Raw genomic sequence first — 24,689 nt, forward strand, 5'->3', positions numbered from 1 at the left:
TGAAGGGTTAATGAAAAGATTATTAAAAATTTGTCATAAAAAATAGAAGCATTTCTGCTCCTATTTTTTAAGGCTTCACATCTAAGTTCTGTAAAAATAAAGTTGCTGTTACGTAACGTTTTGCTAACATTTGTACATATGCGGTATGTACAGAAAGGGTCGCAATAATAATAGCGTTACGAATTGCTTCGCGTTGTTCGTTATTAATTTGATCGAACTTGCTTGCGATTTTATCAGCTTTTTCTTTTACGATGTTTTCAATTGTATGAACGGTATCTGTTGCATTTAATTGTAAGCAATTCCCTTGATTGAGTTCTTCAAATAGAGAAGAGTATGCTACATATAAATGAACAGGATTGATTAAATCATCACTTCGATCGGCTGGGTCATTTACAATAAGGCGTAATAGCTTACGAATGGATTCAAAATCAAGTGCTGTTTTTAAATCTTCGACAATAAATAGTAAGGCTGCTTGTTCAATTGAATATTTTTTCCCCTTTTGAGGAGAGCCAATCATTTCTTTTATATCTCGTTTCACCCAGTTTTGCATAGCAGTTACAGAGAAACTTGTGTTTTCAATCTGATTGCCAAGCGCAACTATTTCATTTAAAGAAAAACCGACATCAGTATCGTCAATTTTAATCAGCTTTTCAAAAATAGGTGAAAGTGCGGTAGTAATAAAAGCTGTAACGCTTTGTCCGCTTTCAATATCTTTTTTATGTGACTTTGCCCAAGCTTCTTGTAAAATACCGAGAGGCTTTTTCGTATTCCATCCTCTTAGTGATAGAAGAAGGGTAGCCATTTCGTTTCGTGTGAGATGAAATGTTTCCATCTTTTCACCTCCAAAATAATAAAAAGTTCTTATGAACTTATAATATGTTTTGTTTCATTTAAAGTCAATTCTGTTTTGCTTAATTTTTCCTTTGTCACCAAACTGTCGGAAGTAAATAATACTTGCATATTTCGACAAAAGTTCATATAATAAGTTCATAAGAACCTTTAAAATGTTCTTAAAAACAAATCTATCATTCTGAATTTACTAGAAAGATAGATTTCACATATATCTATATAAAAGGAGAATGGATATAATATGTTGAAAAAACTTGTAGCAGTAATGACAGCATTCATGGTTATCTTTGGGGCTAGCAGCTTTATGTTCGTAGATCATGCGGCAGCGAAAAGTTACAAATCTGGTAAAAAATCATTTACACCAAGTTCAGGTCAAAAGTCAAAAGTTGATTTAAACAAAAAAGACTCAAATGTAAATTCTCAAAAAACGACTCCAGATTCAAAAACGAAAGCAACAAATACAGCACCAAAAAGTAATAAAGGAAGCTTTATGAAAGGTTTATTACTAGGTGGTCTTGGTGGTTTACTAATGGGTAGCTTATTTGCAAATATGGGAGCTCTTGGTTCTGTATTAGCGTTTATGGTAAATATGTTAGTAATGGCTGGTATCGTAATGTTAGCAGTTCGTGCATTTAAATACTTCAAAGACCAACGTAAGAAGAAGGCAGATGAAGTAGCATGGAAACAATAAAAATTTCTGAACAAGAGCTTATAAATGCGCTTTGTATATATATCGCTGAAAAAAGACAAGTGGGTCCAGAAGAAGTATTAGTTGAACTTATGTATGATGATGACTACGGTTTCTCTGCGGAAGTAGAGGTAAATGGTCGCCAGCAAATTTTAATTCAAGCAAACTTAATCGAAGCTTTACGCTTATTGCTTGACAGAGAATATAATGTCAATCCATTCGTAGCGAGATTGCAACTTGAATTAGATGATGAAGAAGGAATTTACGCATTAGCGAAATTTAATAACTCAGATGAGTAGAGAAAAGAGCTGTTGAGAATAATCTCAGGAGCTCTTTTTAGTATGTGCATATGTAGAAGAATAATCACGCCAAATTTCATTCATTTTTCGTCTACCGATATCTACCATCGGATTAAACTGAATTGCAGCTTTCTGACGAACAAAGTGAACGTTTTGCATGGCGTGAGATAATTGTTGGTCGACTATATCACGTTTTTTACTTGCATATTTTGCGATAGATAGACCTGCAACTGTTCCTTGCGCCATCGCAATTTTTCCGCTTTCAATGCCTGTAATATTGCCAGCTACAAATAAACCAGGAAGAGGAGTTTCCATTGTTTCGGAATGGAGAGGAACGTGTCCGCCTAATTCTGAAATGTAATGGAAGGGACAACCGGCTACAGCTGCAAGTTCGGCAAGTGGGTATAATCCCCCGGCAATACATACAAAATCTGCTTCATATATTTTCTCTGTTCCATTAATAACATTTCCTTTAGAGTCAATATTAGCAATACGTACACCTTCAACTTGATCTGTTCCGATAATTTCAAGAGCTGCTTTCCGAAGGTGAAGTGGCGTTCCGTTTATTTTCATTCCGTTGTTTGGATAGAATGTTAATCCAGCTTTTCGAATCCAATCAAATTTCATAAAGTGGCTACCTATTCGCAAGAAAGCAGAAGGAGCGAGGTGAGCTGCATTTAAAAGAGAGTTTAAAACTTCTTCAGGTTCACCAGCTTTTTGACTTAACTCGCTTTTCTCAGGGAGTACAATATGATCCACTGTAATTCCCGCTAATTGCAATTCACTTAAAATGGCGAAAGACAAAATGTTAGCACCAATAATAATTCCTTTTTTTCCAACTTGCACGCGATGAACATTTGTCATAACTTGAGCTGCTCCAATTGACATCACTCCTGGAAGTGTCCAGCCAGGAAGGGGAATAGAATATTCCGCAGCTCCAGTAGCAAGTAGTACGAAAGGTGCTTCTAATGTACCGATATTAGTATGTACAAACCAATTGTTTTCATCTCTATCTAAATTATAGACCGAAACACCGCACCTGATATGTACTGAAAGTGATTCTGCTTCTTCATGAAGTCGCTTCGATTCTTCTATTCCGTTCCACCATTCTCCAGTAGGCTCTTGATGCAACTGTCCTAACAATCTCCCGCCCGGCTTCATAAATTCATCAATAACGAGCACTTTTAGTCCGAAACGAGCACAAGAGATAGAAGCAGATAATCCCGCTGGCCCTGCACCTATAATAATTACATCACTCATCGCTTTTTCACCATCTCTCTCACGATATTCGGATGCTGTTTCCCGCTTTCAACAACCATGTTTTCTTCTACAACAGTTAAGCATGCGCGTACATTTGTTTGATTATTTACTGTCACGCGGCATTCGGAACAGTGCCCGATATTACAATAAATACCTCGCGGTGTTCCGCTATCTTCATGAACTCTTAATGTCCGTATTCCATTTGCTAACAGGGCAGCAGCTATCGTTTCATGTTCATATGCTTCGTATTGATGACCGTTAAATTGAAAGGTAATACGCTCACTACTTTGTAAAGTACCTAAAATAGGGTGATGTGTAATTCTACTCATTTACTTTCACCTACTGATCCAAAAGTAACTGCACGTATTGGTGGTTGATATTTTAACGGTAGTTCATTAAGAGTTACGTCAGGATTCGCATTTTCAATCATTCGATCTATCATTATTCTGCATGTGCGCCCACCGCAAAATCCCATGCCAGCACGTGTTCTTAGTTTTAATTCTCTTGCCGAGCAGTTATATTCAGCAATTGTCGATTGAAGTTGCCCATATGTAACCTCTTCACAACGACAAACGATTAAGTTGTTTTTATTTGTCATGTGTATTCCTCCTCTAGTTCGATTTTCACAAATTATATATGCAAAAATCATGCCAATATAGAGAGGAGATGGCTACCTGTAAACGCCTGATTGGTGCATAATGATTCTTTATTGAAGTCCAAGTTTCTTTAAACGGTTATATAAAGTAGCCCTTGTTACGCCAAGTTGTTTTGCGCATTCTAATTTATTCCCATTTAAAATTCGTAAAGCCCTTTCAATAACTTTTTTCTCATGCTCATCCATCTCTTCTTGTAAAGAAAGGATTGTATTATTGTTGCTGAGTAATAGGGAATGAGCTGTATGGTTGTCTAAAGTTTCAGTCGTATGAAATGGTAGATATTCTTGTTTTATAATTCCGTCTGTTGCGAATACCACAAGCCGTTCAACAACGTTTCGAAGTTCGCGAATATTACCTGGCCAATTGTAATGAAGCAGTTCATGCATAATGCTTGAAGGTAGGTCACGAATTGGTCGGTTATAGTTGATTGAAAAATCATTTAAGAAAGAATAAGTTAATTCAATAATATCCTCGCGTCTTTCGCGCAGCGGTGGAATATGCAGGCTAACTACATTTAAGCGGTAATATAAATCTTCTCGGAAAGTTCCTTTTCTCATTTCTTCTTGTAAATCACGATTTGTAGCAGCGATAATGCGGAAATCAATATTAATTTCTTTTTCACCACCAACTCGGTAATACTTTCGCTCTTGCAGTACACGTAACAGTTTTACTTGCATATCAAGTGGCATTTCACCTATTTCATCAAGAAATAAAGTACCGCCTTGCGCGAGTTCAATTTTCCCTTTTTTTCCTTTACTATTTGCTCCAGAAAACGCCCCACGCTCGTAACCGAATAATTCACTTTCAAATAACGCTTCTGGAATTGCCCCGCAGTTAATCGAAATGAAAGGCGCCTTCGCTGCCTCACTTGCTTCATGAATTGCTTTCGCAAATACTTCTTTTCCAACTCCGCTTTCCCCAAGTATTAAAACAGTTGATTTTACCGAACAAACTTTTCTAGCTAATTGTATCGTTCTTTGTATAACAGGACTTTTCCCATTCATCGCAAGGAATGGATCGGATTCATCTTTATACTTTGCCACTTCTTGTTCTAAACGGTGCATTTCATGTGACATATTGAATAGTTTTTCATTTAAAGCGACTTGATTTGTAACATCTGTTTCTGAAACGACTGCTCCTATAATTTCATCATTACAATAAACTGGATTTGAATTAATTAATACGAATAAATCGGGACGAGGCTGATGGAACTGAGCGACTATGCTTTTTCCATCATGTAAAGATTGTAAAATTTCCAAGTCTTTATAATCAAAAAAACGAGTAATCGGTTGCCCAATAATCTCATTATGGTTGACTGAAAATATTTTTTCAGCGCCATCTGTCCAAGTTCGAACGTATTCTTTACTATCAATGACTGTAACAGAAGAGTCAGTTGTTTGTATTACAGTGTCATAAAATGACTGTAGTTCATTGTAGGACTTATAAAGAAATGGAATCATTTGCTGAGAAGTTATACAGCATAGCGGCTCATCGTTTTCGTTAAGGATGATAACAGCTAATTCATAAGAAAAAGCGTCAATTAATGCAGTGAATGAGTCATCTACATAAATAATTGCGCAATTATATTCTTCTGTAGTAGAAGGGAGATAATAAAACCTTTCGTTTATTTTCTTAATGCGATCAAGGCTACATGTATGATTGATTAAAGCGCTTTCCAAAAATTCTTGTATAGTCGGAAATGAAAATGCCATAATGTCCTCCTGTTATGTATAAAAATTTTGACAGTGATAAAAAAATAATACACCTATTTACTATAAATTTAAAATATTTTTACAAATAAAAATATTATTTATAAAAATTGTATATGTACAGAATTGGCACGTCAATTGCATAAAAGAAAGTGAGAGGTTTAGGGAAAGGAGGAGTATAGTGTGAGGCACTGCGACGTTTTAATTATAGGTGGTGGAATAATAGGGTGTTCTATCGCTTATTACACTTCAAAATACGGAAGAGACGTAACAATCATTGAAAAAGGAGAATTTGTCAGCGGGACGTCTTCACGGTGTGATGGGAATATTTTGGCCATTGATAAAGACCCAGGGTTTGATAGTCAAATGTCTTTAGTAAGTCAAAAATTAGTAACTGATTTAAGTGAAGAATTAGAGCATTCATTTGAATATAGGGCACCAGGAAGTATTCTTGTATGTGAGTCAGACGAAGAGATGGAAGCTGCGCAGCAATGGGTAAATCGGCAAAAAGAAGCTGGATTACCGTTTCGAATGCTTGATAGGCAAGATATAAGAGAAGAGTCGCCTTTTTTTGCTGATGATTTATTAGGCGGTTTAGAATGTGCGACGGATTCAACTGTGAATCCATATCTCCTTGCATTCTCGCTTCTGTCAGAGGCACAAAAGTTTGGCGCAAAAGCTTTTAAACAGACCGAAGTAAAGAGTATAAACATAGATACGAATGGTTCATTTGTTGTAGAAACTACGAATGGAACTTTTACAGCACAACAAGTTGTAAATGCAGCGGGTGTGTGGGCTCCTAAGATTGGTCAGATGTTAAATATAAATATACCAATTGAACCGAGAAAAGGGCATATTATTGTAGCTTCAAGGCAACAACACGTAGGATGCCGTAAAGTAATGGAATTCGGTTATTTAATTTCTAAATTTGGCGGAAAACGAAAAGTAGATGCTTTAACTGAAAAATACGGGGTTGCGCTCGTATTTGAGCCTACTGAAAGTCAAAATTTCTTAATTGGAAGTAGCCGTGAATTTGTAGGGTTTCATACGAGAATAAACAATGAAGCCATTAAATGTATTGCAAATAGAGCGATTCGCTTTTATCCGAAAATGGCAGATATGATGGTAATTCGTTCTTACGCTGGTTTACGTCCGTGGACAGAAGATCATTTACCGATTATTTCACGAGTGGAACATATTCCAAATTATTTCATTGCCGCTGGGCATGAAGGGGATGGAATTAGTCTTGCAGCAGTTACTGGGAAAGTAATTGAAGAGTTATTAAATGAAAAAGAGACAATTATTCCTATTGAACCACTTCGTTTGAGTCGTTTTACAGAAAGGGTGTTAAACGGATGAAGTCACAAAGAGTCTTTACGACAATTGATACACATACGGGTGGGAATCCAACGAGGACATTAATTAGTGGACTTCCAAAGTTGATTGGAGAGACGATGGCAGAGAAGATGTTACATATGAAAAAGGAGTATGATTGGATTCGAAAATTGTTAATGAATGAACCGCGTGGTCATGATGTAATGTCAGGGGCATTATTAACAGACCCGTGTCATCCTGAGGCTGATATAGGTGTTATATACATAGAGACAGGTGGATATTTACCGATGTGTGGTCACGATACAATCGGTGTATGTACAGCGTTAGTTGAATCAGGTTTAATTCCGGTAGTTGAACCGATTACTTCTTTAAAACTAGATACACCGGCTGGCTTAGTTGAAGTAGATATTGCTGTTCAAGATGGAAAAGCAAAAGAAGTATCTTTCTGTAACATACCAGCTTTTTTATTAAAAAATATTACTGTACAAGTGAAAGACATTGGAACTATAGAAGCTGATATTGCGTATGGAGGGAATTTTTATGCCATTATTGATGCGAAATCAGTAGATCTAGAATTAGTACCAGAAAATGCATCTACAATCATCGATAAGGCGATTCATATAAGAAACACAATTAATGAGAAGTTTGAAATCACTCATCCAGAGTATTCGTTTATAAGAGGATTAACACATGTTGAATTTTATACAGATCCTACTCATGAATGTGCGCATGTGAAAAATACAGTTGTTGTACCACCAGGCGGAATAGATCGATCTCCATGCGGTACAGGAACATCTGCGAAGCTAGCTGTATTATACGCTCAGAAAGAAATCGAAATTGGTGAAGAGTTCATTCATGAGAGTATCGTTGGTTCTTTATTTAAAGGATATGTCATGAATACGACACATGTTGAAAATATTGAAGCTGTCATAACGAAAATTACGGGATCAGCTTGGCTTATGGGTATGCATAGATTTTTTTACAATGAAATGGATCCACTTAAAGAAGGATTTTTGCTAATTCCGCCGATGGAACATGAAACGGAGGATATAAAATGAACATTCAAAAAATGTATACAGCAGTAGACGTACATGTAAATGGCGAGGCATTTCGTGTAATGAAAGACGTACCATGCAAATACTACTACAGTTTGGAGCAATTAAATGAACAATTTTCAGGTGAATTAGCAGAAGAGATGAAGCTTTTATTAAATGAACCACGTGGTTTTATCGGTTTGAATGGGTGTATTGTCGTTCCATCTATCCATAATGAAGTGGATGCAGCTGTATTATTTTTTAATCATGAAGGTTCGATTCCGCTTCATTATGGAGGCATTGTTGCAGTAATAACGATGTTACTCGAAAGTGGGTATTTAAAAAAGAGAGAGTCCAATCAATACAAAATTGAAACGTTATCTGGAATATTTTTAGTTCATGCGTATGTAGAGAATGATGAAGTTATATCGGTTTCGTTTGAAAGCAAACTATGCTATTTGATTGAGGAAAATTTACAGGTTGGTAATGTAAGTTATTCTCTCATACAAGCAGATAAAGTATATGCAGTTGTAGAAAAAGGTGCGTATTCGCCAGAAATTCGTGTTGAAAACATTTCAGAATTGAAAAGATGGGGAGAAGCTACACTGCAGGCTATACAAAAACAGTCGCTAATAAAAAGGCTTATTTTAGTAGATCCTTCGCAAAAAGAAAAGAACCATATAAAGTCGATTACATTTCATGAAGATAACTTTATCGTACGTTCGCCAGGTTTTGTTTCTACTATCGTTTCCTATGTTCATGCGTTATTTAAAAATGATTATATGGCGGATAAACCTTTTAAAAATGAAAGTATATTTAATAGTTTTATAACTGTGGAAAAAGTGAAGAAGGAGGAACTAGGATACATTTTCCGTTTTGAAAGTAGAGGATTTATTACAGGAATGCAGACGTTTCTATTAGACCCTACGGATCCATTTCCGGCAGGTTTCTTATTAAAATAAAATGTGATAAGGAGAGATAAATATGCAAAAAATTAAAGGGGCATTTCCAGTATTAATAACACCGATGGATGAATTTCAGGAAATTAATTGGGATGGGGTAAAACAAAATGTAAATTACTTTATCGAACAAAAGGTTGCAGGTGTCATCATTAATGGAAGTACAGGAGAGTTTGTAAGTTTATCAAAAGAAGAACGATTTAAAATGGTAGAAACCGTGTTGAAAGAAATTGATGGCCGTATTCCAGTCATTGTTGGAACTGCAGCAGAGACGACGAAAGAAACAATTGAATATACGAAACATGCAGAAGCGCACGGAGCGGATTGTGCATTAATTATAAACTCTTACTATTGTAAACCGAAGGAAGAGGAGATTTATTTTCATTTTAAAGAAATCTCAAATTCTGTAAATATACCAATTATGCTATACAATAACCCATTTACTTCTGGTGTTGATATGAGTACAAAGCTAATGCTCCGTATTGGAAAAGAGTGTGAAAATGTTACACATATTAAAGAATCTAGCGGAGATATTCGAAAAGCGAGAGATTTAGTAAGACAAAGTGAAGGGGCTTTCCAAGTCTTCTGTGGTTCTGAAGATTTAGTTATGGAATCATATTTAGTTGGTGCTTCGGGATGGGTTTCAGTAGCAGGAAATATCGTTCCCGGTCTCGTTACAAAAATGTATGAGCATTTTCAAAATGGTGAATTAGAAAAGGCGTGGGAAATAAACGATGCTATTTTACCACTTTGCGAGTTTCTTGAAGGATCAGGGAAATATGTTCAAATCGTTAAACGTTCCATGGAATTACATGGGCAAGCGGGAGGACCTTCTCGCTATCCAAGACTAGGATTAACTGTTGACGAGGATCAAAAGCTTCAAACGATTTTATCAAATATTGCAGCTCATGTAGCTGTTTAAATAAGGAGGAGAACATAATGTTAAAGACAAATATTGAGCTGAAACCAAAAGTGGAAGCGTTTTTAAATGAAGAAATTAAAATGTTTATTAATGGCGAATTTGTTGCTGCTATTGGGGGAAAGACGTTTGAAACGTATAATCCAGCTACAGAAGATGTTCTAGCTGTCGTATGTGAAGCGCAAGAAGAGGATATTGATGCTGCAGTAAAAGCGGCAAGATCTGCATTTGAATCCGGTCCGTGGGCAGAAATGACTACTGCTGAAAGAGCGCATCTTATTTATAAATTAGCAGATTTAATTGAAGAACATAGAGAAGAATTAGCGCAACTAGAAGCTTTAGATAATGGAAAGCCATATCAAGTAGCACTTGATGATGATATTTCAGCAACTGTAGAAAATTATCGTTATTACGCAGGATGGGCTACAAAAATTATTGGGCAAACAATCCCAATTTCAAAAGATTACTTAAATTACACGAGACATGAACCTGTAGGTGTTGTAGGTCAGATTATTCCGTGGAATTTTCCGCTCGTTATGTCTTCTTGGAAAATGGGAGCTGCACTGGCGACAGGTTGTACGATCGTATTAAAGCCAGCAGAGCAAACGCCTTTATCTTTACTATATACAGCAAAACTCTTTAAAGAGGCTGGATTTCCAAACGGCGTTGTAAACTTTGTACCAGGCTTTGGTCCTGATGCAGGAGCGGCAATTGTAAATCATCATGACATTGATAAAGTTGCTTTTACAGGATCTACTGTTACAGGAAAGTATATTATGCGTCAGTCTGCAGAAATGATTAAGCATGTAACGTTAGAGCTTGGCGGAAAATCACCAAATATCATTTTAGAAGATGCGGACTTGGAAGAAGCAATTAATGGTGCATTCCAAGGTATTATGTATAATCACGGTCAAAATTGTAGCGCAGGATCACGTGTATTTGTTCATCGTAAACATTATGAAACTGTAGTAGATGCACTTATGAAAATGGCGAACAACGTAAAACTTGGAGCAGGTATGGAGAAAGGAACGGAAATGGGTCCACTCGTATCTAAGAAACAACAAGAGCGTGTGTTACATTACATTGAGCAAGGGAAGAAAGAAGGTGCTACAGTTGCGGCTGGTGGCGAACGTGCGCTTGAAAAAGGTTATTTCGTTAAACCAACTGTATTCACAGATGTTACAGACGATATGACAATCGTTAAGGAAGAAATATTTGGACCAGTTGTTGTTGTACTTCCATTTGATTCGACAGAAGAAGTAATTGAACGAGCGAACAACTCATCCTATGGCCTTGCTGCGGGTGTATGGACGCAAAATATCAAAACGGGTCATCAAGTGGCAAATAAATTAAAAGCAGGAACAGTGTGGATTAATGATTATAACTTAGAAAATGCAGCTGCACCATTTGGTGGATACAAACAATCTGGTATTGGCCGCGAATTAGGTTCATATGCGCTTGATAATTATACAGAAGTGAAAAGTGTTTGGGTAAATATAAAGTAATAGGGTGTTTTACTGACAAAAATTGAGGGATGAAATAATGAAAGATGCGGACAACTAGAAAGTTTGATAATAGTTGTCCGTTTTTTTATATACAAAATTGCTTTTCCGAAGAATGATAAGGGGGATTTGGATGGAGAATTTAGTAGAATGGTTAGTAGGGCAAGTGTGGAGTATCGGTTTAGTTGTTTTTGCATTAGGGGCAGGCGTATATTTCACGATTGCAACACGTTTTTTGCAAATTCGTTATTTTAAAGAGATGATTAAACTATTATTTGAAGGAAAGAGTTCCGAGACGGGAATATCATCTTTTCAGGCATTTTGTTTAGCCTTATCAGGAAGAGTTGGAATTGGTAATATTGCAGGGGTAGCGACAGCGATTGCTTTCGGCGGGCCTGGAGCTGTATTTTGGATGTGGGTAATGGCTTTGTTAGGGGCAGCGAGCGCGTTTGTAGAATCAACATTATCTCAAGTATACAAAAGTAAAGTAGGGAATGAATATCGCGGCGGTACTCCATATTTCATTGAGAAAGGTTTAAAAATGAAATGGTTTGCAGTCATTGTAGCGGTAGTTGTAACACTTTCATATGGCGTGTTATTACCAGGTATTCAATCTAGTAGTATCGCAGTTGGATTCGAAAACTCTAATGGTATTAGCAAATATATAACTGGTATATTTTTAGTCGTGTTACTAGCAGCAATTATTTTTGGTGGTGTAAAGAGAATTGCTGGCGTTTCTCAAATGCTTGTGCCATTTATGGCAATTGGTTATGTAATTGTTACATGTATCATATTAATTGCGAATGTAACGGAGATTCCAAGTATGTTTGCTTTAATTTTCTCTAGTGCATTTGGTGTAAATGAAATGTTTGGTGGAATTGTTGGTGCAGCTATTGCATGGGGCGTAAAACGTGCTGTATTTTCAAACGTTGCTGGTGTCGGAGAAGCGACGTATAGTTCGGCGGCTGCTGAAGTATCGCATCCTGCAAAACAAGGATTAGTTCAAGCGTTTTCCGTATATATCGATACAATTGTCGTATGTACAGCGACAGCTCTTATGATTTTAATAACAGGTATGTATAATGTTATACCTGAAGGGAAAACCGCTATTGTACAAAATATAGGAAATGTGGAAGCTGGTCCAATTTATACACAACAAGCAGTTGAAACTGTGATAACAGGGTTTGGTCCAATATTTATTTCAATTGCGATTTTCTTTTTTGCATTTACAACGTTACTCGCTTATTACTATATCGCTGAAACGACACTTACTTATTTAGATCGTCAATTGAAGTATGGCTGGTTAAAACCAGTTTTAAAATTTGGATTTTTAATTATGGTTTACATCGGTAGTGTTGAATCAGCGTCGCTTTTATGGAATCTTGGAGATTTAGGAATTGGTAGTATGGCATGGTTAAACTTAATCGCAATCTTACTTTTAAGTAAAACCGCATTAAAAGTGTTAAAAGATTATGAAACGCAGAAAAAAGAAGGGAAAGATCCAGTATTTAATCCTAAAAATATAGGGATTGAAGGATTAACATTTTGGGAAGAAAGAAGTAAAGAGGTTGAAAGAAAAAGTTCTAGAGAAAAAGTTATTGTAGATGATAATTTAAAATTATAACTTAAATTAACTGAAAATTCTTAATTTAAAAGAAGGTATATTGCCTCCATTTCATCACATACTACAATAGGTATGGATAATATGACTGGAGGGAATAAGATGGAACATGAGCAACATAGTTCGATAAATGATATTCTACATCATTATAAAGAAGGTATAGGTAGTTTTACAAATCAAATTCCTGAAATCGCTGAGACATATAATGCGTTCACGCAAGCTTGTTTTCAAGAGGGTGCTTTAACAAAAAGAGAAAAGCAACTTATTGCATTAGGAATTAGTTTAGCAACGCAAGATGAGTATTGTACAATTTATCATACAAAAGGTTGTCTTGATCAAGGATGTTCAGATAAAGAGATTCTGGAAGCATGTGGTGTTTCAGCAGCATTTGCTGGCGGAGCTGCGATGAGTCAAGCGGTAACTTTAGTGCAAGAGTGTTTAACAGAACTGAAAAATCAAAAGCATTGAATAAAAAACGTTTTAAACTTTATGTTTAAAACGTTTTTTATTTGAAATTAAATTTGTATTCAATTTAATATTCTATATCTTCATAAATAGATTTTTCTACATCAGGAAGAACTGTGTATATACTCTTACCGATTAAAGCTTCTAATTCTTTCTTAATCGCATAAAACCCTTTCCAATGTAAAGATGTATGAGATGTTGTACCATGACGCAAACCAACAGAAATTAATCTTCTTTCCAGCGTAGTAAAGCCACCCGCATCAGCAAGAGCGTCACAAAGAGTAATTACTTTATTGTATAAGTCGTAGTTACAATGTTCATTTAATATTTCAACTAACCGGCTTCTCATATGGTCAGGAACGAGACTCCATTCCGCTGCGATATCTATATGTTCATTTTTGCATGGGAATGAGTGTGTCACACAAATAACAGCGTTTCCTGTATACCCTAAATCATTCATATACATATAACCATCATAGGAATGAATGACCGATTTGGTAAAACCTTTGTATCTTCCGATATCATGCAAAAGGGCAGCGTTATATGCTATGTCAGCATCTAGGTTATACCCATTTTTAATAAGTTCTATAATTATGTTTTCAGTTGCATGAGCAACATGTAGTGAATGTTCAAACCAAGGGCCCGGGTTTTGTTCATATGCCCATTCGAGTAATTCTTTTGCGTACGTTCTATCTAATATATATTTCATATCGTTATCCTTTCACAAAAAATCATATCTTTCTATAAATTCATCTTATTATTTCATTATTCCTTCTTTAAAAATTGTTACAATGAAACAAAAGGGGGAAAAGTAATGCGAAATTTAGTAATTGAAGAAATAAAGCAACTAGAAAATGATATGGAAGAACTTTCGAAACTTTTGAAAATGGTTGTAAATGATGGGGCATCAATTGGTTTTTTGCCTCCACTGGAACAAAAAGACGCAACAAAGTATTGGCAAACAGTATTAGCGCCAGAAGTGATATTGTATGTGGCTAAAATAAACAACGAAGTAGCAGGGAGTATTCAATTACAATTAGTTACTAAGCCTAACGGAATTCATAGAGCCGAGATTTGCAAATTAATGACTCATCCAAACTTTAGACGTAACGGTATTGGACGATCGCTTATGCAAAAAGCAGAGGAACGAGCAAAGCAAGAAAACAGGTCTCTTTTAGTATTAGATACTAGAGAAGGAGATCCTTCCAATAAACTGTACAAATCACTAGACTACCAAGAAGTTGGAACAATACCAGGGTATGCAATTTCTCCGAATGGTAAGTTAGATGCTACGATTATTTATTATAAAAACATTTAAGGTATAATCAAACGGGGAGAGTGCTTAATTATTAGTAAGTGAATAATAAACGATTATTTTTAACACCGTCTATATTTTTCTGGCGGTGTTAAAATAGTTAATTATAATCTAATTAACGCACTAAATGAATTTGAGAAAGTTTTTAGAGGGTTCTTTTAGTAATGATTCTCGTCTTATAATAAATGTAGAGAAGATGACTAGCCAACTATAGTTATTTTCGCTTTATTATCGGAAGGGGATGAAAGTATGAAAAAGAATAGTTTACAAAAGATGAAGAAAGTTATTTTAAGTGGTGGAGTATTACTTACGGGATTATTAACATTTGGATTTTCAGAAAAGGCTTCAGCTCATGGATATGTAGAATCACCAGCGAGCCGATCTTATTTATGTAAGCAAGGGGTAAATGTAAATTGTGGACCGATTCAATATGAACCACAAAGCGTAGAAGGGATAGGTGGATTTCCGCAACTAGGACCTTCTGATGGACAAATTGCAGGGGCTGGTCATTTTCCCGCTTTAGATGTTCAAACTGTAGATAGGTGGAAGAAAGTTACGTTAAATGGCGGGACGAATACATTCAAGTGGAAACTAACGGCTCCTCATAGTACAAAAGAGTGGAAATATTATATTACGAAAAAAGGTTGGAATCCAAATAAACCTTTAACGCGATCAGATTTAGATTTAGTGCCATTCTATGTGAAAAATGACGGTGGAGCTAGACCAGGGACAACAGTAACGCACGAAGCAAATGTACCAACTGACCGTAGTGGATACCATCTTATTTTAGCTGTTTGGGAAATTGCAGACACTGGAAATGCGTTTTATCAAGTTATAGATGTAAACCTTTTGAATAATGGCTTATCCTCAAATTTCGCTTTTAACAATGTAGTGCAAGCTCCTACACTATTTTAATTGAAACATACATTTCGATCATCTAATTCATTTTAGATGATTTTTTTTATGAAAATGATGAAAAATATAGAAGAAAGTGCAATTATTTATAAAAAAATATGCTTTAAATATTGTCATATTTGCTTCTTTAAGATATCCTTTTCATGAAGAGGTGGAAAACATGGAAAAAGTACTAGTTTTCGGGCATAAAAACCCAGATACAGATGCAATTTGTTCTGCAATTGCTTATGCAGAATTGAAAAAAGAATTAGGAATGAATGCTGAGCCTGTACGTTTAGGCGAAATCAGCGGTGAAACTCAATTTGCGTTAGACTATTTTAAAGTAGCAGGACCGCGTTTTGTTGAGACAGTAGCAAGCGAAGTGGACAACGTTATTTTAGTTGACCATAACGAGCGTCAACAAAGTGCTAACGATATCGAATCAGTTCGTGTGTTAGAAGTTATTGACCATCACCGTATTGCTAACTTTGAAACAAGCGATCCTATATACTATCGTTGTGAGCCAGTTGGCTGTACAGCTACAATCTTAAACAAAATGTACAAAGAAAATGGCGTAACAATTCGTAAAGAAGTTGCAGGTTTAATGTTATCTGCAATCATTTCAGATTCTTTACTATTCAAATCTCCAACTTGCACAGAACAAGACGTAGCAGCTGCTCGTGAATTAGCGCAAATCGCTGGTGTAGATGCAGATAACTACGGCTTAGAAATGTTAAAAGCTGGTGCTGACTTAAGCGGAAAAACAATGGAGCAATTAATCTCTCTTGACGCTAAAGAATTCCAAATGGGTAATGCGAAAGTTGAAATCGCACAAGTAAACGCTGTTGATACAAACGACGTTCTTGTACACCAAGCGGAACTTGAAAAAGTAATCTCTGCAGTAGTAGAAGAAAAAGGTTTAGACCTATTCTTATTCGTTGTAACTGATATCTTAACTAATGATTCTGTCGGTCTTGCGATCGGTAAAGCAGCAAACGTTGTTGAGAAAGCATACAACGTATCACTAGAAAACAACACAGCTACTTTAAAAGGTGTTGTATCTCGTAAAAAACAAATCGTACCAGTATTAACAGAAGCATTCCAAGCTTAATCGTATTGCGTACAGATGAACAGTAAGGACAAGTAGTCAGATTGGCTACTTGTCCTTTTTTATCTCTAAAAAACAGAAAATTAAAAACGGGAGGATTGTGTATGTTTAATGATTTGGAGAGTAAATTACAGTCACTTTTAGAACGAAATATTACGTCGGTTTCAGAATTAGAGAGCTGGCTCTCGGAGGAGCTACGTTTAAACGCTGAAATACAGAAGTTGCGTTTGACTTTTTAGAAGAAAGGATATAAAGTACTGCAAGGGTCATTCTAAATTTGATTAACGAATTAAAATAAGGATAGCGTTAGCTATCCTTATAATCGTTTATTCGTAAGATTTTTTCTTGTTTATATAAAATGTAATTATAGCAGTAATGAAGAAAATAGGTATCGCATACACTTGCCCAACAAATAACTTCCAGCCGACATAATTATAGCCTTCAGATGCTGGGATGATAACGGAAATAACGCAAACAATAAAATAGACTAATAGTGCAGGGATAATATTTTTCATTTTTATGGACCTCCTTCCTAATTTAATTTATAAATCATAATATTTAAATTTAATTATAAAAATTTGAAGAAAAAAATGCAAAAATTTTTATGGTATTATAATATTTGCAATGAGAGTGATCCATAGTACATATATGGTAAAATGTGTAATTTAAACTTTTCAGAATTATTATATAGTATTTTGAGAGAAAAATGTACAAAATAACGAATTTTATTTACCAAAGTAAAGGGAGTAGAAATATATATGAAAAGGATATGTATAATTCCATGTGGAAAAAAGAAAATTTGGGATAAACATTCAGACTACGGACCGATGGAAGCAAAAGATGTGTATATTAGTCCGTTCGGAAAAGCATGTCAGGCGTACGCAACTATGTTTTTCGAAAACTGGGTTATATTATCGGCGAAACATGGATTTTTAAGACCAAATGATATTGTATTAGAAAACTATGATCTTGCATTTGATTCAAAAAGCGATGAGGTAATAAATATAGAGCAATTACAAAAACAGATGGTAGATAAAAGTTTATTACAGTTTGACGAAATCGTCTTACTAGCAGGGAAGAAGCATAAAAAAGTAGTGACAAAGTTATATCCAGAAGAAATGATTACATATCCGCTAGAGGGGTGTAAAGGGATTGGATATATGTTGCAGAGGTTGAAAGAAGCTGTGAAGGAAGGGGAGGAAATATAGGTGTAGTTTCAGTGATTTTAAACTCTATTTATTTAGGGAGCTGAAAAGTAAAATAGAGTTTTTAGGCATCGCCGAAAGGGTGATGCTTTTTTTTGTTCGTGTCGTCATTCATGTAAAAGTAATTTAGAGAATAAATCATTCGATTTATGAAGCGATAGCTTTTTTATATCGATAACAAATTGCTTCACTTCTAGAAAATGTAGGACATATGGGTACAGTTAAGATTGTAAGTAGGAATAGCAATAAGACAAGTTTTGAATATGATATTAAGAAAGGAGATGTTGATAAATAATGGCCAGATATAGCTTGCACGGAGGACACAATAGTATTGTTCAAGGTGCTAATTTTGGGAATCGGAAAGAACACGTTCTAGATAGGCAAGTTAAAGATGCTGTGGCGACTAAGTTAAGATCCCTAGGACACACGGTTTATGACGATACGGACGAGGTAGGGACAACTCAATCACAAAATTTAAATAATATCATTCGGAATAGCAATTCCCATGCTGTGGATTTAGTTATTTCTTTTCATCTTAACGCAAGTGATGGAAATGGACAGGGTGTTGAGGTTTTGTATTATGATCAGAAAGATTTGGCGGCTAAAATCTCAGCTCAACTAGCAAAAGATATTGGATGGCGTAATCGAGGTGCGAAACAACGTACAGATTTAGCAGTATTAAATGGAACGAAGGCACCGGCTATTCTTATTGAATTAGGATTTATTGATAATGAATCCGACATGGCAAAATGGAATGTTGATAAAATCGCTAATTCTATTGTATTTGCTCTTACAGGACAAACTGGAGGAGGTGCAGCGGATTTGCTCAAAGTAAAAACTGGTGGTGTAGCATTTAGTAATTTACAAGCTTTGGCTCAAGCTATGGTAGATGCGGGTATTGATGGACAAATTGTCGTTCAGAAAGATGGCATTGGTTATGCTATAACGAATGGCTATCCGTCTGGAAATATCGATAAATTTACAGCTTGGTTAGATGCACGAAAATGGTACTATGAGTACGTGAGATAAAATGAAAATTAGTTTGATTAAAAACTAAAAATTGTCTTATATTTAGTTAGCAAGTATATTAAGTAACTAATAATTAAGTAACTAATAATTAAGTAACTAATAATTATGTAACTATAAAAATATGGACAATGTATATGTAAATTAGTAAACAAAACCACCTGTCAGAAAGGTGGTTTTGTTTATCTAGCTATTTGTGGGCAGTAAAATTCTTATCTCAAAATTCGGATGAAGCTAAGAAATTAAGTGGGAATTTCACTGCTCGTAGCCTCCTACTAATTATAGTTTCACTTTATATAGTTTAGAGCTTTGTAAATCTTTACTTGTTAAACCTGTAATAATATTTTGTTTTCTCAATACATAAGCCGAATTTTAAATTATTACCCAATAATATACTACCTCTCATACTATTTATTAGTTGATAATAGCAAAAAAACAAGCTTTGAATATAATAATGAAAAAGGAGATGTTAAATAATGGGTTATATTGTAGATATTTCGAAATGGAATGGCGACATTAACTGGGATATCGCGGCACCACAATTAGATTTCGTAATTGCACGTGTGCAAGATGGTTCAAACTATGTAGATCCTTTATATAAAAATTATGTACAAGCAATGAAAGCAAGGAATATTCCGTTTGGTAATTATGCGTTCTGTCGTTTCGTTTCAGTAGAGGATGCACGGATAGAAGCAAGAGACTTTTGGAACCGTGGTGATAAAAATGCAACAGTTTGGGTAGCTGACGTAGAAGTAAGAACAATGAACGATATGAGAGCGGGTACACAAGCTTTTATTGATGAATTACGCAGATTAGGAGCTAAGAAGGCTGGTTTATATATTGCTCATCATATGTATGCTCCATTTGGAATGGCAAATGTCAATTCTGATTTTGTATGGATTCCTCGTTATGGTGGTAACAAACCGGCATATCCATGTGATATTTGGCAATACACAGAAACAGGCAATGTGGCTGGTATCGGCAAATGTGATTTAAATAAGCTGATTGGAAATAAGCCGTTAGCTTGGTTTACAAATCAAATTGTTGAGCCGATAAAAAAACAAGAAGGGGTTGGAATTATAGTGAATAAATATAACAAAGTAGTTACTTATGAATTTGGTGTAAATTTAATTCCTGACATGATTCAAATGATGGATAAGCTTGGATATACTTCTAAAATAATATCTCGTGGAGATAATCAAGGGCTTGTGTATTTCGAAACAGATTATCGTCAAGGGAACGAACTGGACAAAGCAACTGCTTGGTTAGATACGAAAGGAATTAAATATTTTTATACAAAAGAGTAGTTTGCTAAATAAAAAGCCGTCATGTGACGGTTTTTTATTTTTATGTAATCTTTTAACTCTACTTATAATATGGAGAAAATAGACTAATAAACAAGCCTTTGTATACTTTTAAACATAGAATATGATGAATTCTATTAAGGAGGAAGCAGATTCATGGGGAATACTTGTCATTGTGGGCATTCCCGAAATTGTAATACATTTTGGGATAATTTAATGTTTGGGAGATGTAGATGTAAACGCAATGATTTTCACGAATGTTGTTGCAAAGAGAAACCGAAATGTGAGTGTGAAAAATGTCATTGTAAAACAAAACCGAAATGCCATTGTATTCATGAAGAGGAAGGGTTTTAATAATAAAAAAGAGTACGATTGGTATTATCCCCTATAGGTAGACAGTAAAAAAAGAGTCCATCTGATATGATGGACTCAATACTGTTTTATCTGGAGGGGATTTTTTTATGGCAAGAAAAGGACAATCATTTCAAAAATATACAGAAGAACTAAAGCGAGAAGCAGTTCGTCTTCGATTAGAAGAGAGAAAATCATTGCGAGAAATTCGTGAACAACTCGGTGTGAAGAGCGATGCCCAGATTATTGAGTGGGTAAAACGTGCGCAACAGGGGGAGTCCTTTGATGATCAACGTGGTGTCTGGAATCGAAAGAATTTTAATAGTCTAGAAGAAGAAAATGCTTATTTGAAGGCACAGGTTGAGTATTTAAAAAAGCGCAATCCAAATCTACACGGGAAGGAATGGTCCTAAAGAAAGAACGATTTTCTCTTATCGATTCATTACGCCAAGCCTATCCACTCCGATAGTTGCTTCAAATCGCGGAAGTTTCTAAGGCTGGCTACTATAAATGGCGGAAATATCATAACGTGCAGCGTTTACGTCAGAAAAGGGATATGTGGCATAAAGAACATATTTTATCTATTCATCGTCAGCACCCTTACTATGGGTATAAACGTATGACTCGTGCTTTAGCTCGAGAAGGAATGGTAATGAATCATAAACGTGTTCGCCGTCTCATGAGAGAATTAGGTATCCAATCTATCATCCGAAAAAAACGTCCATTTTACGGAAGGAAAACATCGGTGATATTTAAAAATCATTTGAACCGAGAGTTTCAAGCGGACAAACAAAATCAAAAATATGTAACGGATATTACTTATGTACGAATTGGAGATCAGTTTGCTTATTTGTCAGCCGTGTTAGACCTATATAACAATGAAATTGTCGCTTGGAATCTATCTCGAAGAAATGATTTAGATTTGGTTTTAACTACATTACAACAATTAGAGGGGAAATCCTTATCCATTAAGCCCCTTTTACATTCAGATCAAGGGTTTCAATATACATCAAAATCTTACGCAAAGCAGTTAGAAAGATTAGGATTTGTCGGTAGTCATTCTAGACGTGGGAACTGTTTTGATAATGCATGTATTGAATCATTCTTCTCACATTTAAAAACAGAGAAGTTGTATTTAGTGCGCCCAAAAACATATGAAATGGCTTATCAAGCAATTCAAGAATATATTCAATTCTATAATACAGAAAGGTTCCAAGAAAAACTTCACGGCCTTTCCCCGATAGAATATCGGGAAAAGGCCGTGGCATAATACTCTTTTTATTACTGTCTACTTGACAGGGAGATGACCAGATACGTACTCTTTTTTTGGGTGATTATATTCCATCTTGAACAGATTTCTTTACAATTACCCATGTGTCTTTCTTTTTAACCGTTATAGCTACATTAGTTCCATTAGATTCCTTATAAAAGATATATCCATTGTTTGAGTTTACATATGTTACTGGTTCGCCTATGCAATCTCGCGAGCAGGATTTGTTGACCAGTTCAATTAGGGATAGTTCACTTGGATCGGTTTTGCTTGCTTCTATAACAGCATCAAGGCTTGTTTTTCGATAACCTTGCAAGTTTATATGAAAAAGCTGCTCTATTTCTCCTGTAATGCTAGTGTTCATTACTTCTACTGAATTCTTTTTTTCTTGAAGAAAGCCGTTTTCATAAAGTAATTTTGTATAGCCAATCCATGCTATTAACACTAGCATGAAAAACATACCCGTCATTTTAAGTATTCGAAGTCGTTTGCTTATAATTGTTTCTGAGTATTTCATTCACTCTAATCCTCCAATGTTTTTAATTTAAAATATGCTTGGATACATACTTTTAGAAGAGGATGAAAGTTAATGAGTTTTCAATAAAAAAGAAAACATCCAGAGTTAGATGCTTTCTTTTTTTTGTATTTTTGGCTATCTGTTCGTTACTTGTTTCATAAGTGGTCTTATTTCTTTAACTGGTGGTTTCTTATCATAGGCATCAACGTAAGAAAAGTAGTAGTTTAAGTTTCTTAGAAGACCTTTTCCTATTTTTGCACTTAAGAAAGGAAATACTTGTCCGGTATAATCATCAAGAGATTTACAGTAATATTTTTCATCTAAATATATACTGTATTTACATGTTAGTTCTACTAAAGGATTCCCTTCATCATCAAATACTTCTTTAGAATCAATAATATCTATTAGTGCAAATTTTTCATTTAAGTAAACTTTCTTTTTTTTCTCGTGTTTATTTGTAAGTATAAAAACGAGACCAATCGCGTTAATCAAACTATTTCCTCCTATAAAAAACGGATATTAATAAAATATATCGATATAAGCTAAATGTAAAGAGGAGAGGTGAAATATCATGGAGAGAAAACTAAATAAGCCGATTTATGTTTGGAAACCGACTTATTTTTATCAAGTATTACTTAGTAGTAATATCTACTCTGATTAAAGTTTCACTTTATTGAAATACTTGCGGGAATTGTTTTACGATTGCGTTTGTTATCATGTCGGCCATTTCTAATGCTTCTTTTTCAATTTTATCGTAAAGTTTTACTCCTGCTTCATAATCTTTATTTAGGAAGGCAAGTGCTTCTGCTTTCGTTAGTGCTAAATGTTCATAAAACATTTTTCTAAATTCTTCTTTATCTATATATGGGTTGATACTGTTAAGAAATTCAATAATTTCATCACCATTAGCGTACCATTTTTTCTCTATAGCGGCCGCTGCATTTTGATTACCAGCTTTTGCGGCTTTAACAAGATCCGCTGCAATTACTAAGTGATCTTTAATTAATGCACTATATTTTTTCACTGCATCCTCACCGTAAAATGGTTCAAGTGATAGTCCCATATGTGTTGCGTTTTGTAGAAGTCGTCCAACAGTAACGTTAACATCTGGTAAATTAAAGACTATACTTATAATAGCCAATCTCGTCCAAGCGACGTGTTGTTCCCATAAAGAACGCATATACCCTTTTAAAAAATTCTCATTTTTACTAATTCGGTAGTTCCGTACGGATAAATCATAGTTTACATAAGGGTTATGGTAGGGGGAGTAATACGATTGCCAATAAGAATACATAAATAGTAACACTCCTTTGAACATGTATAACTCAAAGTATGAGGAAGATTTATTTTTAGTTACGTGTCCTAGATTATTTTTAGGGAATTTGAAATGGAGAAATTCAATGAATGATGTTGTGGTATATATGAATAAATTGAATATAAAGTAAAAGAGGGTCTGCAAGGGAAGTTGCAGACCCTCAAAAGGGTATTGCCGAGATGTCGGACTCGACTACGTAATGTTATCATAAAATTCTTTTGAAAAACCCTGGTAAATGTGTCCAAATGAAATTAGGACCTTCATACAGTCAAAGGGACCTGCTTCCCGCGGCAGGCCCCAATAACTAGATAATGTCGATGAGCAAAAAACTCATCTGGAGTACTTTTATAGTAACAAGTAAAATGTCTTTTGTGTATTGAGAAAGAAGAATTGCATAATTATATGTGAACAATTTAACTCCCAACAATTCATGATAATCATGAATTGTTGGGAGTTAAATATGGTTATAAAATGGAGAAAAGACTTGGAAGTGAGATCGAGGTACACAGAAGTGTGTAATCATGAAAAAGACCTGCTAATATAAGCAGGTCAACTTAAGGGATTTATCCAACAGATTATTATATATGGTAACAACTGAATTGTAGTAAGTCTATACGTTTAATATTGAGAAAACTTCTGTGAATGATACATTTTTTGCGCATATATTAACGTCTAAAAAGTTGAGAAAGAAAATGTAAAAGCTTTTTATAAGAGAATAATGGCTGATACTTATAGTATGATTCATATTTCCACGCATCATTATTAGAGAATTGGAGTTTTTGTGTTTTCGTTTTCGCTGTGATGGAACTCATATTACGATGCTTCATATAGTAACCTCCTGAATTTATATGTATACGATTAGTAGTATTCAAGAAAGGGAAATAAAATGAACATTTAAATTGAAACTCTTTCTTCTTGTGTACTGGATTTACGTTATAAATGTTGTAAAACATATAAAACACGGATGCTAATTCATATTAAATATAGAATAATGAAAAAACAATAAGCGTTTATCCATCCCTTTCAAGTCGCATAAGTGATTGATATAATAGAAGTAGATGAAAGATAAAGAAAAGCAGGTGACTCTT

Annotated in this window: 27 protein-coding genes and 1 pseudogene; 17 read left to right on the top strand and 11 right to left on the bottom strand. The window is 35.0% G+C overall.

From position 1 onward, the window contains the following. Positions 1-67: 67 nt before the first annotated feature. Positions 68-832 (bottom strand): DUF1836 domain-containing protein, encoded by a 765-nt coding sequence (locus ACTFSL_RS04865; protein ID WP_000447231.1) that lies wholly within the window; start codon positions 830-832, stop codon positions 68-70. A gap of 258 nt (positions 833-1,090) precedes the next feature. On the opposite strand from ACTFSL_RS04865, the gene ACTFSL_RS04870 reads away from it, so the two are divergent. Continuing rightward, positions 1,091-1,540, top strand: a complete 450-nt coding sequence (locus ACTFSL_RS04870) for a hypothetical protein (protein ID WP_000914478.1) — start codon at positions 1,091-1,093, stop codon at positions 1,538-1,540. Next, positions 1,528-1,836, top strand: coding sequence for a YxcD family protein (locus tag ACTFSL_RS04875; RefSeq protein WP_017673256.1), 309 nt, complete (start codon positions 1,528-1,530; stop codon positions 1,834-1,836). Before ACTFSL_RS04870 ends, ACTFSL_RS04875 begins: the two co-directional genes overlap by 13 nt. Before the next feature lie 24 nt (positions 1,837-1,860). Here the strand turns inward: ACTFSL_RS04875 and ACTFSL_RS04880 are convergent, their stop codons facing one another. The 4 genes from ACTFSL_RS04880 to ACTFSL_RS04895 all read right to left on the bottom strand — a co-directional run bounded on the left by ACTFSL_RS04880 (position 1,861) and on the right by ACTFSL_RS04895 (position 5,464). Next, positions 1,861-3,096: an NAD(P)/FAD-dependent oxidoreductase gene (locus ACTFSL_RS04880; RefSeq protein ID WP_440041272.1), complete on the bottom strand. Its 1,236-nt coding sequence runs from the start codon at positions 3,094-3,096 to the stop codon at positions 1,861-1,863. Continuing rightward, positions 3,093-3,425 (bottom strand): (2Fe-2S)-binding protein, encoded by a 333-nt coding sequence (locus ACTFSL_RS04885; RefSeq protein ID WP_000087065.1) that lies wholly within the window; start codon positions 3,423-3,425, stop codon positions 3,093-3,095. Before ACTFSL_RS04885 ends, ACTFSL_RS04880 begins: the two co-directional genes overlap by 4 nt. Next, positions 3,422-3,694 (bottom strand): (2Fe-2S)-binding protein, encoded by a 273-nt coding sequence (locus tag ACTFSL_RS04890; RefSeq protein WP_000182619.1) that lies wholly within the window; start codon positions 3,692-3,694, stop codon positions 3,422-3,424. Before ACTFSL_RS04890 ends, ACTFSL_RS04885 begins: the two co-directional genes overlap by 4 nt. Before the next feature lie 108 nt (positions 3,695-3,802). Continuing rightward, positions 3,803-5,464: a sigma-54 interaction domain-containing protein gene (locus ACTFSL_RS04895; RefSeq protein ID WP_000885732.1), complete on the bottom strand. Its 1,662-nt coding sequence runs from the start codon at positions 5,462-5,464 to the stop codon at positions 3,803-3,805. A gap of 180 nt (positions 5,465-5,644) precedes the next feature. On the opposite strand from ACTFSL_RS04895, the gene ACTFSL_RS04900 reads away from it, so the two are divergent. From ACTFSL_RS04900 to ACTFSL_RS04930, 7 genes are all read left to right on the top strand, one after another. Next, positions 5,645-6,820, top strand: a complete 1,176-nt coding sequence (locus ACTFSL_RS04900) for an NAD(P)/FAD-dependent oxidoreductase (protein ID WP_440041273.1) — start codon at positions 5,645-5,647, stop codon at positions 6,818-6,820. Continuing rightward, positions 6,817-7,854, top strand: a complete 1,038-nt coding sequence (locus ACTFSL_RS04905; protein ID WP_000842048.1) for a proline racemase family protein — start codon at positions 6,817-6,819, stop codon at positions 7,852-7,854. The genes ACTFSL_RS04900 and ACTFSL_RS04905 overlap by 4 nt, the downstream gene beginning before the upstream one ends. Continuing rightward, positions 7,851-8,792 carry a proline racemase family protein gene (locus ACTFSL_RS04910; protein ID WP_001025560.1) on the top strand — a complete coding sequence of 314 codons (942 nt, stop codon included), beginning with the start codon at positions 7,851-7,853 and terminating at the stop codon, positions 8,790-8,792. Before ACTFSL_RS04905 ends, ACTFSL_RS04910 begins: the two co-directional genes overlap by 4 nt. A 22-nt stretch (positions 8,793-8,814) precedes the next feature. Further along, positions 8,815-9,711, top strand: a complete 897-nt coding sequence (gene dapA / locus ACTFSL_RS04915) for a 4-hydroxy-tetrahydrodipicolinate synthase (RefSeq protein ID WP_001169456.1) — start codon at positions 8,815-8,817, stop codon at positions 9,709-9,711. A 17-nt stretch (positions 9,712-9,728) separates the two neighbouring features. Continuing rightward, positions 9,729-11,213: an aldehyde dehydrogenase family protein gene (locus ACTFSL_RS04920; protein WP_440041275.1), complete on the top strand. Its 1,485-nt coding sequence runs from the start codon at positions 9,729-9,731 to the stop codon at positions 11,211-11,213. Positions 11,214-11,343: 130 nt separating this feature from the next. After that, positions 11,344-12,834, top strand: coding sequence for an alanine/glycine:cation symporter family protein (locus ACTFSL_RS04925; RefSeq protein ID WP_135277835.1), 1,491 nt, complete (start codon positions 11,344-11,346; stop codon positions 12,832-12,834). Between the two features lie 72 nt (positions 12,835-12,906). After that, on the top strand, positions 12,907-13,299 hold the full coding sequence (locus tag ACTFSL_RS04930) for a carboxymuconolactone decarboxylase family protein (RefSeq protein WP_001999958.1): 393 nt from the start codon (positions 12,907-12,909) through the stop codon (positions 13,297-13,299). 64 nt (positions 13,300-13,363) lie between these two features. On the opposite strand, the gene ACTFSL_RS04935 is transcribed toward ACTFSL_RS04930, so the two are convergent. Continuing rightward, the gene (locus ACTFSL_RS04935; RefSeq protein WP_000875112.1) at positions 13,364-14,005 is read right to left on the bottom strand and encodes an HD domain-containing protein; all 642 of its coding nucleotides are present in this window, start codon (positions 14,003-14,005) and stop codon (positions 13,364-13,366) included. Between the two features lie 105 nt (positions 14,006-14,110). Here ACTFSL_RS04935 and ACTFSL_RS04940 point away from each other — a divergent pair, with 105 nt between their 5' ends. The 4 genes from ACTFSL_RS04940 (at position 14,111) to ACTFSL_RS04955 (ending at position 16,852) form a co-directional block, all read left to right on the top strand. Then, the gene (locus ACTFSL_RS04940) at positions 14,111-14,614 is read left to right on the top strand and encodes a GNAT family N-acetyltransferase (protein ID WP_078385980.1); all 504 of its coding nucleotides are present in this window, start codon (positions 14,111-14,113) and stop codon (positions 14,612-14,614) included. Positions 14,615-14,860: 246 nt separating this feature from the next. Beyond that, on the top strand, positions 14,861-15,526 hold the full coding sequence (locus ACTFSL_RS04945) for a lytic polysaccharide monooxygenase (RefSeq protein ID WP_000742279.1): 666 nt from the start codon (positions 14,861-14,863) through the stop codon (positions 15,524-15,526). A 160-nt stretch (positions 15,527-15,686) separates the two neighbouring features. After that, positions 15,687-16,616 carry a manganese-dependent inorganic pyrophosphatase gene (gene ppaC, locus ACTFSL_RS04950; RefSeq protein WP_440041277.1) on the top strand — a complete coding sequence of 310 codons (930 nt, stop codon included), beginning with the start codon at positions 15,687-15,689 and terminating at the stop codon, positions 16,614-16,616. Positions 16,617-16,717: 101 nt separating this feature from the next. Then, entirely contained in the window at positions 16,718-16,852 is a 135-nt protein-coding gene (locus ACTFSL_RS04955; protein ID WP_000481362.1) for a hypothetical protein, read from the top strand. An 87-nt stretch (positions 16,853-16,939) separates the two neighbouring features. On the opposite strand, the gene ACTFSL_RS04960 is transcribed toward ACTFSL_RS04955, so the two are convergent. Continuing rightward, positions 16,940-17,128 (bottom strand): DUF4017 family protein, encoded by a 189-nt coding sequence (locus tag ACTFSL_RS04960; protein ID WP_000789485.1) that lies wholly within the window; start codon positions 17,126-17,128, stop codon positions 16,940-16,942. A 243-nt stretch (positions 17,129-17,371) separates the two neighbouring features. Between ACTFSL_RS04960 and ACTFSL_RS04965 the strand changes: the two genes are divergently transcribed. The 4 genes and pseudogenes from ACTFSL_RS04965 (at position 17,372) to ACTFSL_RS04980 (ending at position 21,769) form a co-directional block, all read left to right on the top strand. Further along, entirely contained in the window at positions 17,372-17,821 is a 450-nt protein-coding gene (locus ACTFSL_RS04965; RefSeq protein ID WP_000820903.1) for a DUF6884 domain-containing protein, read from the top strand. Positions 17,822-18,112: 291 nt separating this feature from the next. Beyond that, entirely contained in the window at positions 18,113-18,847 is a 735-nt protein-coding gene (locus ACTFSL_RS04970) for an N-acetylmuramoyl-L-alanine amidase (protein WP_000135298.1), read from the top strand. Between the two features lie 473 nt (positions 18,848-19,320). Then, positions 19,321-20,151: a GH25 family lysozyme gene (locus ACTFSL_RS04975; RefSeq protein ID WP_000540616.1), complete on the top strand. Its 831-nt coding sequence runs from the start codon at positions 19,321-19,323 to the stop codon at positions 20,149-20,151. A gap of 458 nt (positions 20,152-20,609) precedes the next feature. After that, positions 20,610-21,769: pseudogene (locus tag ACTFSL_RS04980) on the top strand (IS3 family transposase). 64 nt (positions 21,770-21,833) lie between these two features. Here the strand turns inward: ACTFSL_RS04980 and ACTFSL_RS04985 are convergent. The 4 genes from ACTFSL_RS04985 to ACTFSL_RS05000 form a co-directional block, all read right to left on the bottom strand. Then, the gene (locus tag ACTFSL_RS04985) at positions 21,834-22,286 is read right to left on the bottom strand and encodes a hypothetical protein (RefSeq protein WP_000877572.1); all 453 of its coding nucleotides are present in this window, start codon (positions 22,284-22,286) and stop codon (positions 21,834-21,836) included. Between the two features lie 135 nt (positions 22,287-22,421). After that, entirely contained in the window at positions 22,422-22,778 is a 357-nt protein-coding gene (locus ACTFSL_RS04990; RefSeq protein WP_000606231.1) for a hypothetical protein, read from the bottom strand. 178 nt (positions 22,779-22,956) lie between these two features. After that, entirely contained in the window at positions 22,957-23,580 is a 624-nt protein-coding gene (locus ACTFSL_RS04995; protein WP_000287728.1) for a hypothetical protein, read from the bottom strand. A gap of 686 nt (positions 23,581-24,266) precedes the next feature. Next, positions 24,267-24,428, bottom strand: a complete 162-nt coding sequence (locus ACTFSL_RS05000; protein WP_000682744.1) for a hypothetical protein — start codon at positions 24,426-24,428, stop codon at positions 24,267-24,269. Between the last annotated feature and the right edge of the window lie 261 nt (positions 24,429-24,689).

The organism is Bacillus cereus group sp. MYBK108-1, assembly GCF_051917185.1.
GTDB lineage: Bacteria > Bacillota > Bacilli > Bacillales > Bacillaceae_G > Bacillus_A > Bacillus_A cereus.

Excerpts from the sequence above, each read along its gene's own strand:
- ppaC (WP_440041277.1), top strand. The coding sequence starts at position 15,687 with ATGGAAAAAGTACTAGTTTTCGGGCATAAAAACCCAGATACAGATGCA.
- ACTFSL_RS04865 (WP_000447231.1), bottom strand. The coding sequence starts at position 832 with ATGGAAACATTTCATCTCACACGAAACGAAATGGCTACCCTTCTTCTA.
- ACTFSL_RS04970 (WP_000135298.1), top strand. The coding sequence starts at position 18,113 with ATGGCCAGATATAGCTTGCACGGAGGACACAATAGTATTGTTCAAGGT.
- ACTFSL_RS04945 (WP_000742279.1), top strand. The coding sequence starts at position 14,861 with ATGAAAAAGAATAGTTTACAAAAGATGAAGAAAGTTATTTTAAGTGGT.
- ACTFSL_RS05000 (WP_000682744.1), bottom strand. The coding sequence starts at position 24,428 with ATGAAGCATCGTAATATGAGTTCCATCACAGCGAAAACGAAAACACAA.
- ACTFSL_RS04925 (WP_135277835.1), top strand. The coding sequence starts at position 11,344 with ATGGAGAATTTAGTAGAATGGTTAGTAGGGCAAGTGTGGAGTATCGGT.
- ACTFSL_RS04895 (WP_000885732.1), bottom strand. The coding sequence starts at position 5,464 with ATGGCATTTTCATTTCCGACTATACAAGAATTTTTGGAAAGCGCTTTA.
- ACTFSL_RS04985 (WP_000877572.1), bottom strand. The coding sequence starts at position 22,286 with ATGAAATACTCAGAAACAATTATAAGCAAACGACTTCGAATACTTAAA.
- ACTFSL_RS04975 (WP_000540616.1), top strand. The coding sequence starts at position 19,321 with ATGGGTTATATTGTAGATATTTCGAAATGGAATGGCGACATTAACTGG.
- ACTFSL_RS04930 (WP_001999958.1), top strand. The coding sequence starts at position 12,907 with ATGGATAATATGACTGGAGGGAATAAGATGGAACATGAGCAACATAGT.
- ACTFSL_RS04890 (WP_000182619.1), bottom strand. The coding sequence starts at position 3,694 with ATGACAAATAAAAACAACTTAATCGTTTGTCGTTGTGAAGAGGTTACA.
- ACTFSL_RS04960 (WP_000789485.1), bottom strand. The coding sequence starts at position 17,128 with ATGAAAAATATTATCCCTGCACTATTAGTCTATTTTATTGTTTGCGTT.
- ACTFSL_RS04965 (WP_000820903.1), top strand. The coding sequence starts at position 17,372 with ATGAAAAGGATATGTATAATTCCATGTGGAAAAAAGAAAATTTGGGAT.
- ACTFSL_RS04880 (WP_440041272.1), bottom strand. The coding sequence starts at position 3,096 with ATGAGTGATGTAATTATTATAGGTGCAGGGCCAGCGGGATTATCTGCT.
- ACTFSL_RS04885 (WP_000087065.1), bottom strand. The coding sequence starts at position 3,425 with ATGAGTAGAATTACACATCACCCTATTTTAGGTACTTTACAAAGTAGT.
- ACTFSL_RS04875 (WP_017673256.1), top strand. The coding sequence starts at position 1,528 with ATGGAAACAATAAAAATTTCTGAACAAGAGCTTATAAATGCGCTTTGT.
- ACTFSL_RS04935 (WP_000875112.1), bottom strand. The coding sequence starts at position 14,005 with ATGAAATATATATTAGATAGAACGTACGCAAAAGAATTACTCGAATGG.
- ACTFSL_RS04905 (WP_000842048.1), top strand. The coding sequence starts at position 6,817 with ATGAAGTCACAAAGAGTCTTTACGACAATTGATACACATACGGGTGGG.
- ACTFSL_RS04940 (WP_078385980.1), top strand. The coding sequence starts at position 14,111 with ATGCGAAATTTAGTAATTGAAGAAATAAAGCAACTAGAAAATGATATG.
- dapA (WP_001169456.1), top strand. The coding sequence starts at position 8,815 with ATGCAAAAAATTAAAGGGGCATTTCCAGTATTAATAACACCGATGGAT.
- ACTFSL_RS04910 (WP_001025560.1), top strand. The coding sequence starts at position 7,851 with ATGAACATTCAAAAAATGTATACAGCAGTAGACGTACATGTAAATGGC.
- ACTFSL_RS04920 (WP_440041275.1), top strand. The coding sequence starts at position 9,729 with ATGTTAAAGACAAATATTGAGCTGAAACCAAAAGTGGAAGCGTTTTTA.
- ACTFSL_RS04995 (WP_000287728.1), bottom strand. The coding sequence starts at position 23,580 with ATGTATTCTTATTGGCAATCGTATTACTCCCCCTACCATAACCCTTAT.
- ACTFSL_RS04955 (WP_000481362.1), top strand. The coding sequence starts at position 16,718 with ATGTTTAATGATTTGGAGAGTAAATTACAGTCACTTTTAGAACGAAAT.
- ACTFSL_RS04870 (WP_000914478.1), top strand. The coding sequence starts at position 1,091 with ATGTTGAAAAAACTTGTAGCAGTAATGACAGCATTCATGGTTATCTTT.